This is a genomic window from Ralstonia mannitolilytica, from assembly GCF_000954135.1.
Lineage (GTDB): Bacteria > Pseudomonadota > Gammaproteobacteria > Burkholderiales > Burkholderiaceae > Ralstonia > Ralstonia mannitolilytica.
In genome coordinates this window covers 1,235,398-1,248,427 of the sequence record NZ_CP010800.1, presented here as the reverse complement: position 1 = coordinate 1,248,427, position 13,030 = coordinate 1,235,398, and the positions used below count along the sequence as shown (strand labels likewise).

Sequence of the window (13,030 nt, the reverse complement as noted above, 5' to 3'; positions counted from 1 at the left end):
GTTCAATGAACGCCTACACAGTATCCCGACTGGCCCTTGATGCCGGGGTGAGCGTGCATATCGTGCGCGACTATCTGCTGCGCGGATTGCTGCGCCCGGTGGCGTGCACCCCAGGCGGCTACGGCCTGTTTGACGATGCCGCCTTGCAACGGCTGTGCTTCGTGCGGGCTGCTTTCGAGGCGGGCATCGGCCTGAATGCGCTGGCGCGGCTGTGCCGGGCGCTGGATGCTGCGGACGCCGATGAAGCGGCCTCGCAACTTGCCGAGCTGCGCCAGTTCGTCGAACGTCGGCGCGAGGCGTTGGCTGACCTGGAAGTGCAGTTGGCAACCATGCCGACCGAGTCGGCACAGCACGCTGAAAGTCTGCCATGAACAACCCCGAGCGCTTGCCATCCGAGACACACAAACCGTTCACCGGCTATCTGTGGGGCGCGCTGGCCGTGCTCACCTGTCCCTGCCATTTGCCGATTCTCGCCGTTGTGCTCGCGGGGACGACGGCCGGCGCGTTCATCGGGGAGCACTGGGGTATTGCAGCCCTCACGCTGACTGGCTTGTTTGTCCTGTCTGTAACGCGGCTGCTGCGGGCCTTCAGAGGTCGATCATGAGTGCTTCCCAGCCAATTGAATGGACAGTGGCGCAACTGGCGCAGGCGGTCGAGCGTGGGCAGCTTGAATTGCACTACCAGCCGATTGTCGATTTGCGCAGTGACCAGATTGTCGGCGCGGAAGCCCTGTTGCGCTGGCGTCATCCGACGCTCGGAATGTTGCCGCCGGGCCAGTTCCTGCCCGTGGTCGAATCGTCCGGCCTGATGCCGGAAATCGGCGCGTGGGTGCTGGGCGAAGCCTGCCACCAGGTGCGCGACTGGAGGATGCTGGCATGGCGACCGTTCCGGCTGGCCGTCAATGTTTCGGCGAGCCAGGTGGGACCAGACTTCGACGGGTGGGTAAAGGGCGTGCTGGCCGATGCCGAGTTGCCCGCCGAGTATCTTGAAATTGAGCTGACCGAATCGGTCGCGTTCGGTGATCCGGCGATCTTCCCCGCCCTGGAAGCTTTGCGACAGATCGGTGTGCGCTTCGCCGCCGATGACTTCGGGACGGGTTATTCCAGTCTGCAACACCTGAAGTGCTGCCCCATCAGCACGCTCAAGATCGACCAATCGTTTGTCGCCGGACTCGCCAACGACCACCGCGACCAGACCATCGTGCACACCGTGATCCAGCTTGCGCATGGGCTGGGCATGGATGTGGTGGCCGAAGGCGTGGAAGCATCGGCGAGTCTTGAGCTGTTGCGACAAGCGGACTGCGACGCAGGACAAGGCTTTCTGTTCGCCAAACCGATGCCGGCGGCGGCATTCGCTGCCTTCGTCAGTCAATGGAAGGGTGCCACCATGAATGCAAGTAATCCGACCGCCACCAGTTGCTGCGTGTGCTGTAAGGAAATTCCGCTCGATGCCGCCTTCACGCCGGAAGGTGCGGAATACGTCGAACACTTCTGTGGGTTGGAGTGTTATCGGCGCTTCCAGGCGCGCGCCAAGGCAGGGAACGAAACCAGCGCCGATCCAAACGCCTGCGACTTGCCGCCGTCAGATTGAAGCATACCCTAACTTGGCGTCAGACCATCCGGCGCTAAATCGTCAGAATAGAGTTGCCTTCCGAATTGATTGACATACGCCGTCAAGGGTCATAGATTTCTTCCTGACACATTTCCCTCAGGAGGATACCTTGCACGGTCAGCGCATCGGTTACGTCCGCGTCAGCAGCTTCGACCAGAACCCAGAACGGCAGCTCGAACAGATCCAGGTGGATAAAGTGTTCACCGACAAGGCGTCGGGCAAGGACACACGGCGGCCCGAACTGGAACGGCTGCTCGCCTTCGTGCGCGAAGGCGACACGGTCGTGGTGCACAGCATGGATCGTCTGGCGCGCAACCTCGACGACCTGCGCCGCCTGGTGCAGGGCCTCACCCAGCGCGGCGTACGCATCGAGTTCCTTAAGGAGCATTTGACCTTCACCGGCGAGGACTCGCCGATGGCGAACCTGATGCTGTCGGTAATGGGCGCGTTCGCCGAGTTCGAACGCGCCTTGATCCGCGAGCGGCAGCGCGAGGGCATCGCGCTCGCCAAGCAGCGCGGGGCCTACCGTGGCAGGAAGAAATCCCTGTCGTCTGAGCGTATTGCCGAACTGCGCCAACGTGTCGAGGCTGGCGAGCAAAAGACCAAGCTGGCTCGTGAATTCGGAATCAGTCGCGAAACCCTGTATCAATACTTGAGAACGGATCAGTAAATATGCCACGTCGTTCAATCCTGTCCGCCGCCGAGCGCGAAAGCCTGCTGGCGTTGCCGGACACCAAGGATGAGTTGATCCGTCACTACACGTTCAGCGAAACCGACCTCTCCATCATCCGGCAGCGGCGCGGCCCGGCCAACCGGCTGGGCTTCGCCGTGCAGCTCTGTTACCTGCGCTTTCCTGGTGTCATCCTGGGCGTCGATGAGCCGCCGTTTCCGCCCTTGTTGAAACTGGTCGCCGACCAGCTCAAGGTCAGCGTCGAAAGCTGGGACGAATACGGGCAGCGGGAGCAGACCCGGCGCGAGCACCTGGTCGAACTGCAAACGGTGTTCGGCTTCCAGCCCTTTACCATGGGCCACTACCGGCAGGCCGTCCAGTTGCTGACCGAGATGGCCTTGCAGACCGACAAGGGCATCGTGCTGGCCAGCACCTTGATCGAGCACCTGCGGCAGCAGTCGGTCATTCTGCCTGCCCTCAACGCCGTCGAGCGGGCGAGCGCCGAAGCAATCACCCGCGCCAACCGGCGCATCTACGATGCCTTGGCCGAACCGCTGTCGGACGCGCATCGCCGCCGCCTCGACGATCTGCTCAAGCGTCGGGACAACGGCAAAACGACCTGGCTGGCCTGGCTGCGCCAATCGCCCGTCAAACCGAATTCGCGGCACATGCTGGAACACATCGAACGCCTCAAAGCGTGGCAGGCGCTCGACCTGCCTTCTGGCATCGAGCGGTCGGTGCACCAGAACCGCCTGCTCAAGATCGCCCGTGAGGGTGGCCAGATGACGCCCGCCGACCTGGCCAAGTTCGAGGCGCAGCGACGCTATGCCACCCTGGTGGCGCTTGCCATCGAGGGCATGGCCACCGTCACCGACGAAATCATCGACCTGCACGACCGCATCCTGGGCAAGCTGTTCAACGCCGCCAAGAACAAGCATCAGCAGCAATTCCAGGCGTCCGGCAAGGCGATCAACGCCAAGGTGCGGCTGTTCGGCCGCATCGGCCAGGCGCTGATCGAGGCCAAGCAGGCGGGCCGCGATCCGTTCGCCGCCATCGAGGCCGTCATGTCCTGGGATGCCTTCGCCGAGAGCGTCACCGAAGCGCAGAAGCTTGCGCAGCCCGAGGACTTCGATTTCCTGCACCGCATCGGCGAAAGCTACGCCACGCTGCGCCGCTACGCGCCGGAATTCCTTGCCGTGCTCAAGCTGCGGGCCGCTCCCGCCGCGAAGGACGTGCTCGACGCCATCGAGGTGCTGCGCGGCATGAACAGCGACAACGCCCGCAAGGTGCCCGCCGACGCGCCGACCGAGTTCATCAAGCCGCGCTGGCAGAAGCTGGTCATGACCGACACCGGCATCGACCGGCGCTACTACGAACTGTGCGCGCTGTCGGAGATGAAGAACGCGTTGCGTTCCGGCGACATCTGGGTGCAGGGGTCGCGCCAGTTCAAGGACTTCGAGGACTACCTGGTGCCGCCCGCGAAATTCGCCAGCCTCAAGCAGGCCAGCGAATTGCCGCTGGCCGTGGCCACCGACTGCAACCGGTACCTGAACGACCGGCTGACGCTGCTGGAAACACAGCTTGCCACCGTCAACCGTATGGCGACGGCCAACGAGCTGCCGGACGCCATCATCACCGAGTCAGGCTTGAAGATCACGCCGCTCGACGCGGCGGTACCCGACACCGCCCAAGCGCTGATCGACCAGACGGCAATGATCCTGCCGCACGTCAAGATCACCGAACTGCTGCTGGAGGTGGACGAATGGACGGGCTTCACTCGGCATTTCGCGCATCTGAAATCGGGCGACCCGGCCAAAGACAAGAACCTGTTGCTGACCACGATCCTCGCCGACGCGATCAACCTGGGCCTGACCAAGATGGCGGAGTCTTGCCCCGGCACGACCTACGCCAAGCTGGCTTGGCTGCAAGCCTGGCACATCCGCGACGAAACCTACGGGGCGGCGCTGGCCGATCTGGTCAACGCACAGTTCCGCCATCCCTTCGCCGAGCACTGGGGCGACGGCACCACCTCATCGTCGGACGGCCAGAACTTCCGCACCGGCAGCAAGGCCGAGAGCACCGGCCACATCAACCCGAAATACGGGAGCAGCCCAGGGCGGACGTTCTACACCCACATTTCTGACCAGTACGCGCCATTTCACACCAAGGTCGTGAACGTCGGCGTGCGCGATTCGACCTACGTGCTCGACGGCCTGCTGTACCACGAGTCCGACTTGCGGATCGAGGAGCATTACACCGACACGGCGGGCTTCACCGATCACGTCTTCGCCCTGATGCACCTCCTGGGCTTCCGCTTCGCGCCGCGCATCCGCGACCTGGGCGACACCAAGCTCTACATCCCGAAGGGCGACGCCGCCTATGACGCGCTGAAACCCATGATCGGCGGCACGCTCAACATCAAGCACGTCCGCGCCCATTGGGACGAAATCCTGCGGCTGGCCACCTCGATCAAGCAGGGCACGGTGACGGCCTCCCTGATGCTCCGAAAGCTCGGCAGCTACCCACGCCAGAACGGCCTGGCCGTGGCGCTCCGCGAGCTGGGCCGCATCGAGCGCACGCTGTTCATCCTGGACTGGCTGCAAAGCGTGGAACTGCGCCGCCGCGTGCATGCCGGCCTGAACAAGGGCGAGGCGCGCAATGCGCTGGCCAGGGCAGTGTTTTTCAACCGCCTGGGTGAAATCCACGACCGCAGTTTCGAGCAGCAGCGCTACCGGGCTAGCGGCCTCAATCTGGTAACGGCTGCCGTCGTGTTGTGGAACACGGTCTATCTGGAACGGGCTGCGCACGCGCTGCGTGGCAACGGCCATGCCGTTGATGACGCGCTGTTGCAGTACCTGTCGCCGCTCGGTTGGGAGCACATCAACCTCACCGGCGATTACCTCTGGCGCAGCAGCGCCAAGATCGGCGCGGGCAAGTTCAGGCCGCTACGACCGCTGCAACCGGCTTAGCGTGCTTTATTTTCCGTTTTCTGAGGCGACCCCTACCAGGTCAAGGCGGCGCTGGACTACGACACGGCCCTCAACCCGCGCCAGATCCGCATCCACACCACGCCGGAAGGCAAGGTCACGCTCACGGGTTGGGTCGATACGCCCGAGATGGCCCGCCGTGCGGGCGACGACGTCAAGCGCTTCGTCGACCCGGCCAAATTTGATAACCAGTTGCGCGTGCTCTCGCGCTCGCAGGTGCTGGGCGGCGGGCCGCTGATTCCGGCGGGTTTGCCGCCCGAGGCACCGGCCAGCGCTCCGGCTGCCCGCTAGGCCGTCTGCGCCCCGGTGTGGACGGGCACGCGCCGCACCGGCATGGCCTGCAGCAGGCCGAAACCAGCCTCGGCCACCATGAACGGCACCACCAGCAGCGTGGCGCCCGAGCCCAATGCGTATCCCTGCCAGGCTGCAAACAGGGTGCGCGCAACGGCGTCATACCGGCCCAGCGCAACGCTGGGGTGGCGTATCCGCAGCACAGACCACACGCACACCACCGACCCCATGAGGTTGGCCATCAGCATGTGCGCCGGCTCAAACGGCGGCAGACCGGCAATGCCCAGCACGCCCGCCACCGCATTGAGCGCGTGGTGCAGCAGCATGAAGCTCCACGGCGTGGCAAACGGCGCAGTGACGATCAGGTCGTACCAGCCGCTGGCCCGCACGAGGCGCACGAACGTCGATTCGGAAACCATGGCGAAACTCCGGTTGTAAAGTGGATGAGCCGCCACGTTAAAGGCTGGTGTACGCTCAAGGGTCAAGTCCCGATCCTTGTCAAAGCGCCATGTCACACCCGCCCCTGCCCCCACACCGAGACGAGCTTTCCATTGGCGACCTGTCTGCCGCGACGGGCGTATCGCGCGATGGCCTGCGTTTTTACGAGGCGCGCGGTCTGATCCGTGCACGGCGGCGCAGCAACGGTTATCGCGCCTACCCGGCGCAGACCGTGGAGCTCGTCCGCTATGTGCGGACGGCCCAGCAACTTGGCTTCACGCTGGCTGAAATTGGCGACGGGATGACGCAGGTGTGGCAGCAGCCCGACACCGATGCGGCCGTCGCGGCCCTGCTTCGGGACAAGCTGGCGGCCATCGACGCCCGCATCGCGAGCCTGCAAGCCATGCGCGACGCACTTGCCGCGCGCGTCGGCATGCGCTGCCCTCTCGCAACCACCTGAGCCCGCCCTGCGGCCGCCTTGTTTTGTCATATGACTGTCGCAGACTGCCGCTGCGGGGGCGGTTTGCGGGCGGTCTCATGCGTCGTGACGACAGGCTGAGTCGTGAAAGGCGCTTGAAAGATCGCGCCAGTAAAAACGCTCCCGTTACAAGGGGAGTCAGTTGCAGTGAAACATCGGGTTGCGTTCCATCCGCTGGTAAAGGCCGTGCTGTGCGCGGCGGCGTGCCTGCCACTTGCCGCTGCATGGGGCGCTGCGCCGGCACCCGCGGCAGCCAGCCTGCCGGTGGCGGCCATGCCGCCGATCAAGCCATCCGTGCCCGGCGTGACGGGCCCGGGCTTCAACCTCGTTGAGTTGCTGCAGGAACTCAAGAGCAACAATCCGCAGCTCATCCAGGCGCGCCACAACTACCTGTCGGCCAAGTCGATCCCGCCGCAACTGGCGGCGCCGAACAACCCGCAGCTCGGCTACATCTGGAACAGCATCCCGAAGGGCTTCCCGCTGGCCGTCAACCGCGCGGGCGGCAGTCAGTACAACCTCACGCAGCAGATTCCATTTCCGGGCAAGAAGGCGCTGGCCGCCGAGATCGCCGACCGCCAGGCGGAATCGCTGAACGCGCAATCCGATGCACTGTACCTGCAGCTGTATGCGCAGCTCTCGACCACGTATTACCAGGCGATCGCGCTGCAGAAGCAGATCGATGTGCAGAAGCTGACCATCACCCGCCTGGAGCAGGTCAAGCAGATCGCGCGGGTGCGCTACGCCAACAACGCCGCGGCGTACGCCGATTACCTCAACGCGCAGGTGATGCAGAGCAGCGCCCAGAATGACCTGTTCGCGGCGCAGCGCCAGTACGACAGCACGCTGCAGACGCTCAACACGCTGATCGGCAAGGAGCCGAGCTTTCCGCTCGTGCTGCGCGCCGACGACGAATCCGTGCACCTGCCCGAAGAGCCGCTGCCCGAGCTGGAGAACCAGGCGCTGCGCGAGCATCCGTCGATCAAGGCATCGGCCGAGTTGATGGACGCCGCGCGCAAGAGCGTGACGCTGGCGCGCAAGGCCTACCTGCCCGACTTCCAGGTCATCGCCACCGTCACCACCGACAACCCGCCCTACGGCGTGCGCCCGAACAGCTACCAGATCGAGCTGGACGTGATCATCCCGTTCTGGTTTTTCACCAAAGAGAAGTACGGCGTGAACCAGGCGGTGGAGAGCCAGATTGCCACCGAGGCTAACGATGTGTCGGTGCGCCAGCAGACGCTGCTCGCGGTCGATACGGCCTACAACACGCTGCGCCAGACGCTTGCACAGCTCGACTTCAACAAGCAGCGGCAATTGCCCCAGGCGCTGGCGGCGTATCGCGTGACGATGACGAACTACGCCAGCAACAACGCCGACTTCAACGATCTGCTCACCGCCCAGGGCGCGCTGCGCAACGCCGAGCTGGCGGTCGCCCAGGCCCAGGCCACGGCCCTGCAGGCCTATCACGCGCTGCTCGCGGCCACGGGCCGATCGCCCGTTCAAGCTCAATAAGACCATGAAGACGTTCTCTCCCCTCGCCACTGTCGTTTCAGTGATCGCCCTTGCGGCTGCCGTTGCCGTGGGCGTGGTGGTCGGGCGCAAGTGGCCGGCCGCTGCCCCCGCTGACACGACGAGGCCGACCCTGGGCGCCGGCTCCACGCTGGCGAGCAACGCGCCCGCGCGCCCGAAACCCGACTCGGTCGAGATCCCCGAAGGCGGTTTTGACCCGCAGCAGGTGAAGGTGGCGCAGGTCAGCCAGCTGGCGGTGCCGGTGGAGCTGTCGACGCCGGGCAAGCTGGCCTACAACGCCGAGCGCACGAAGCTGGCCTCGGCTCGCGTGGCCGGCCGGCTTGACCAGATCCTGCAGTTCGAAGGGGCGCAGGTGCGCGAGGGCCAGCCGATTGCCGAGCTGTACGCGCCGGACTTCGTCTCTGCGCAGAAGGAATACCTGCTCGCACTGAATACCGCGCGCCAGCTCAAAAGCTCGAACATGAAGGAATTGCAGGACGACGCCGACATGACGGCGCAGTCCGCCGCGAACCGCCTGCACGTGCTGGGCTTGAACGACGCGGAAGTCGCGCAGATCGCCCGGCGCGGCGCACCGGCCGAGCACCTGACGCTGCGCGCGCCCATCTCGGGCACCATCGTCAAGCGCAACATGGACCCGGGCGCCTTCCTGAACGTCGGCGATTCGTTCATGAGCATCGTTGATACGCGTGTGCTCTGGTTCACCGGCAATGTGTACGAGAACGACATTGCCAGCGTGCGCATCGGGCAGCCGATCTCGCTGCACACCGCCGCCTATCCGCAGCGCGAGTTCACGGGCCGCGTGAGCTTTATCGCGCCCAACATCGATCCGGCCACGCACACGCTCACGGTGCGCTGCGACGTGCCTAACCCCGACGGCCTGCTGCGTCCCGAGATGTACGCCACGGCGCGCATCCAGACCGGCAGCGGCCTGGCCACGGTGGTGCCCAAATCGGCGTTGGTGAAAGACCACGGCAGCTACTACGTGATCGTGCAGAGCGACGCCAGGCACTTCAAGCGCGTCCAGGTACAGGGCAAGGACACCGGTACCGACGGCAACTTTGCGGTCACGGCGGGGCTGGATGCCTCATCGCAGGTGGTCGTGCGCGGCGCCGCGCTGCTCAACGAGATGATCGTCAAGGCGGGGGCGTAGGCATGGGCTTCAACCCCATCGCGGGCATCCTCAAGCGCCGGCTGCTGATCGTCTTCCTGGCGATCGCGCTGCTGGTGGCGGGCGTGCTGTCATTTCGCGAGTTGCCGCTGCAGGCGTATCCGGGCGTGGCGCCGCTGTCGGTGCAGGCCATCACGCAATGGCCGGGCCGCAGCACGACGGAAGTTGAACAGCAGATCACCATCCCGATCGAGAATGCGCTGGCTGGTGTGCCCGATGTGCAGTCGTTCCGCTCGGTGTCGCTGTTCGGACTGTCGGTGGTGACGCTCAAGTTCAAGGAAGGCACCGACAGCTTCAAGGCGCGACAGAACTTTTCGCAGTACCTGGCCAGCGCCAACCTGCCGACCGGCGTACAGCCGTCGCTGAGCCCCGACTCGGACGCGACCGGCGAGATCATGCGCTTTCGCCTCGTGGGCGACGGCGTGGACCTCACTACGCTCAAGAGCTACCAGGACTACGACATCACCAAGGAGCTCAAGCACGTACAGGGCGTCGCAGATGTGAGCTCCTTCGGCGGCAAGGTGAAGGAGTATCACATCGTGCCGTCGCCGGCGAAGCTGCAGTCGTACGCCATCACGCTGTCGCAGCTCATCACCGCCATCGGCAATGCCAACAACAACACCGGCGGAAACCTGCTGCGCGAGGGCGAGCAGCAGTTCGTCGTGCGCGGCGTCGGCCTGCTGCAGACGGTGGACGACATCCGCAACGTGGTGGTGGCCGCCAACAACGGCGTGCCGGTGCGCGTGCGTGATATCGCAGAGGTGGAGGTCGGTAACGTGCAGCGCCTGGGCCAGGTGCAATACAACGACCAGCCCGACGTGGTGGAAGGCATCGTGCTGCTCAAGCGCGACGCCAATGCCAGCGAGGTGCTGGCCAAGGTGCGCGAAAAGGTGGCCGAGCTCAACAACGGCATCCTGCCGAAGGGCATCCAGGTCAAGCCGTTCTACGACCGCCAGGTGCTGCTCGACATCACCATGGGTACGGTGGAACACACGCTGGTGGTGGGCATTGCGCTGGTGCTGGCGGTGCTGTTCGTCTTCCTCGGCAACCTGCGTGCGGCGGCCGTGGTGGCCGCGGTGATTCCGCTGGCGCTGTGCGTGTCGTTCATCAGCATGGAACACTTCCATGTGCCGGCCAACCTGATCTCGCTCGGGGCGATCGACTTTGGCGTGATCGTCGACGCGGCCGTGATCGTGATGGAGAACATCATGCGTCACCTCGAGGAAGGCGCCCAGAAACTGGACGACGCCATCGTCAAGGCCACCAGCGAAGTCCAGCGCGCGATGATCTTCTCAACGGGCATCATCATCGTGGCGTACTCGCCGCTGTTCTTCATCGGCGGGGTGGAGGGCATCATCTTCAAGCCGATGGCGTTCACGATGGGTTTTGCGCTGATGGCCTCCATCGTGCTGAGCCTGACGTTCGTGCCGGCTACCACGTCGTTCGTCTTCGGAAAGACGCTGCATCCGCATTCGCCCGCGTTCATCACGGCGATCCTGCGCTGGTACAAGCCGCTGCTGCGCAAGCTGATCGCACGGCCGATGGCGGTGTTCGCCACGGCCATCGCGGCGCTTCTGCTCACGCTGTACAGCGCCACCTTCCTCGGCACGGAGTTCCTGCCCACGCTGGAAGAGAACAACCTGTGGCTGCGCATCACGCTGCCCAATACGGTGGACCTGGATTACTCGGCTTCGGTTGCGAATGATCTGCGCGCGTACTTCGTCAAGCAGCCGGAAATCAGGCAGGTCTCCGTGCAGATCGGCCGCCCGGATGACGGCACCGATTCCACGGGCGTATTCAACCAGGAGTACGGCCTGTACTTTGCCGCGCCCGACAAGTGGCCCGATGGCATGACCAAGGGCAAGCTCGTCGAGCGCCTGTCAAAGCATCTGGAGAAGATCCCGGGCATCGAATACAACTTCTCGCAGTACATCCAGGACAACGTGGACGAGGCGCTCTCCGGCGTGAAGGGCGAGAACTCCGTCAAGCTGTTCGGCAACGACCTCAACGTGCTCGAAGCCAAGGCCAACGAGATCCAGGCGCAGCTCAAGAAAGTGCCGGGCCTCGTGGACGTGGGCATCTTCCGCGAGCTTGGCCAGCCGACGCTGAACGTGTCCATCGACCGCCAGGCGGCGGCGCGCTTCAACATCAACGTGAGCGATGTACAGAGCCTCGTGCAGTACGCCATCGGCGGCGCGCCGGTCACGCAGATCCTGGAAGGCGAGAAATCGTTCGGGCTCGCGGTGCGCCTGAACCAGCAGGCCCGCGCATCGTACGACGCCATCCGCGAACTGCTGATCGACACGCCAGACGGCCAGCGCATCCCGCTGTCGATGGTCGCGAAGGTGGAAATGACCGACGGCCCGTTCTTCATTTACCGCGAACTCGGCAAGCGCTACATCGCCATCAAGTTTGGCGTGCGCGGGCGTGACCTGGGCAGCGCGGTCGATGAGGCGCAACGCGTGGTCGGCAGCAACGTCGCCCTGCCCGAGGGCTACACCGTCAAGTGGGACGGCCAGTTCAACGAGATGAAGGTCGCGCAGGGCAAGCTGATGGTGATCGTGCCGCTGACCATCCTCGTCATCTTCCTGCTGCTGTACAGCACCTTCGGCAACTTCAAGGACGCGCTGATGGTAGTGCTGAACGTGCCGTTTGCCGCCATCGGCGGGCTGCTGGCGCTGCACATCGCCCACGAGACGCTGTCGATTTCGGCCGGCATCGGCTTTCTGTCGCTGTTCGGCATTGCGATCCAGGACGGCGTGATCCTGATCTCGTACGTCAACCGCCTGGCGCAATCCGAAAACCTGCGCGAAGCCACGGTGGAAGGCGCTGCGCTGCGCTTGCGGCCCGTGATCATGACGGCCATGCTGGCCGGCCTGGGCCTGCTGCCCGCGGCGCTGTCGCACAGCATCGGTTCGGAGGCGCAGCGTCCGCTGGCGCTGGTGATCGTCGGTGGCATGGTGACGACGACGATCCTGACACTGCTGGTTCTGCCGGTGGTGTTCACGTGGGCGCACCGCCATCGCGGTACGCCCCCGCGCGAGCCCGACGTGACACCGACGGCGGCCATGCTGCCCTGATGCGACGGCGGTAATCAACACAAGCGGGCGCGCCGGCTGCCGACGGTGCGCCCGATTTGTTTCCGGTGCCGGCTGAATCGGATTATTCCGATGGCTGCATGCAGGCTCGGCGGGCACAGTGCGTATGCCCTGATCGCCTCTACGCCACCATGCAACCCACAGCCTCCACGCCTGCCGACATCGCCGCCAGACTCCCTGCGCAAGTGATCGCCGCCCTCACCGAACTGTTCGGCAACGACTTGCAGCAATGGCGCTTCATCATCGATTTGTTCTCGGACACGGTCGAACAGGACCTCTGCAATCTCGAGAAGGCCATCCGCGGCGGTGAAGACGCCCACATCATCGAGGCGGCGCACCGCATCGTCGGCTCCGCGCGCATGCTGGGGCATCTGTCCATCGGCGATGCGGCACGCGCCATCGAGCGCACGGCGCAAGGCGTCGGGCCGCATCACGAACGCACAGCGGCCATGCGCACCGGCCTCGCCGCGTTGCGCGGCCTGGTAGACCAGTTCCGCCAAGCGGCCCGCGACTGTGTGTGGCCCGATGCGCCGGTCGCGGGTGCGTGACCGGTACCCGCGTCGTTGCATCCGCCCCCCCACGGCACTCTCCGAAGTACTGGCCTGCCCTTTGCGCAGCGCTGCGCCTCCCCGCCTCGTCAACGTTATTCCGGAGCGGGCCTGCCGCAACGGCGGCGACGCGCGGCATCATTTATGTTCCCGGCCGCATAAAAGACACAATTCGGCTGTACGTTGCGTGATCCGCAATACAACGGGCAAC

General features: G+C 64.8%; 11 protein-coding genes and 1 pseudogene. 11 read left to right on the top strand and 1 reads right to left on the bottom strand.

Annotation, left to right across the window (positions count from 1 at the left end; genetic code table 11):
• The first annotated feature begins 5 nt into the window (after window positions 1–5).
• The 6 genes and pseudogenes from merD to TK49_RS22090 form a co-directional block, all read left to right on the top strand.
• Window positions 6–371, top strand: coding sequence for a mercury resistance co-regulator MerD (gene merD, locus TK49_RS22115; RefSeq protein ID WP_035884595.1), 366 nt, complete (start codon window positions 6–8; stop codon window positions 369–371).
• Entirely contained in the window at window positions 368–604 is a 237-nt protein-coding gene (merE, locus tag TK49_RS22110) for a broad-spectrum mercury transporter MerE (protein WP_035884594.1), read from the top strand. Before merD ends, merE begins: the two co-directional genes overlap by 4 nt.
• Window positions 601–1,590, top strand: a complete 990-nt coding sequence (locus TK49_RS25240) for a DUF3330 domain-containing protein (protein ID WP_035884593.1) — start codon at window positions 601–603, stop codon at window positions 1,588–1,590. The genes merE and TK49_RS25240 overlap by 4 nt, the downstream gene beginning before the upstream one ends.
• Window positions 1,591–1,720: 130 nt before the next feature.
• Complete coding sequence (locus tag TK49_RS22100; RefSeq protein WP_003124096.1) at window positions 1,721–2,281, top strand: recombinase family protein; 561 nt, start codon at window positions 1,721–1,723, stop codon at window positions 2,279–2,281.
• A gap of 2 nt (window positions 2,282–2,283) precedes the next feature.
• Window positions 2,284–5,250 (top strand): Tn3 family transposase, encoded by a 2,967-nt coding sequence (locus tag TK49_RS22095; RefSeq protein ID WP_045220097.1) that lies wholly within the window; start codon window positions 2,284–2,286, stop codon window positions 5,248–5,250.
• Window positions 5,251–5,283: 33 nt separating this feature from the next.
• Window positions 5,284–5,559: pseudogene (locus TK49_RS22090) on the top strand (BON domain-containing protein); the annotation flags it as partial.
• On the opposite strand, the gene TK49_RS22085 reads toward TK49_RS22090, so the two are convergent.
• Window positions 5,556–5,978 (bottom strand): hypothetical protein, encoded by a 423-nt coding sequence (locus TK49_RS22085; RefSeq protein ID WP_045220094.1) that lies wholly within the window; start codon window positions 5,976–5,978, stop codon window positions 5,556–5,558. The pseudogene TK49_RS22090 and the gene TK49_RS22085 sit on opposite strands and share 4 nt — an antisense overlap.
• Window positions 5,979–6,067: 89 nt before the next feature.
• Between TK49_RS22085 and TK49_RS22080 the strand changes: the two genes are divergently transcribed.
• The 5 genes from TK49_RS22080 to TK49_RS22060 all read left to right on the top strand — a co-directional run bounded on the left by TK49_RS22080 (window position 6,068) and on the right by TK49_RS22060 (window position 12,819).
• Window positions 6,068–6,457 (top strand): MerR family transcriptional regulator, encoded by a 390-nt coding sequence (locus tag TK49_RS22080; protein ID WP_045220091.1) that lies wholly within the window; start codon window positions 6,068–6,070, stop codon window positions 6,455–6,457.
• 276 nt (window positions 6,458–6,733) lie between these two features.
• Window positions 6,734–7,987, top strand: a complete 1,254-nt coding sequence (locus TK49_RS22075) for a TolC family protein (RefSeq protein ID WP_045220508.1) — start codon at window positions 6,734–6,736, stop codon at window positions 7,985–7,987.
• Between the two features lie 4 nt (window positions 7,988–7,991).
• On the top strand, window positions 7,992–9,155 hold the full coding sequence (locus TK49_RS22070) for an efflux RND transporter periplasmic adaptor subunit (RefSeq protein WP_045220089.1): 1,164 nt from the start codon (window positions 7,992–7,994) through the stop codon (window positions 9,153–9,155).
• Window positions 9,156–9,157: 2 nt separating this feature from the next.
• A complete protein-coding gene (locus TK49_RS22065; RefSeq protein WP_045220087.1) occupies window positions 9,158–12,253 on the top strand; it encodes an efflux RND transporter permease subunit in 3,096 nt (1,031 codons plus the stop codon).
• A gap of 65 nt (window positions 12,254–12,318) precedes the next feature.
• Entirely contained in the window at window positions 12,319–12,819 is a 501-nt protein-coding gene (locus tag TK49_RS22060; protein ID WP_233902621.1) for an Hpt domain-containing protein, read from the top strand.
• Window positions 12,820–13,030: the final 211 nt, after the last annotated feature.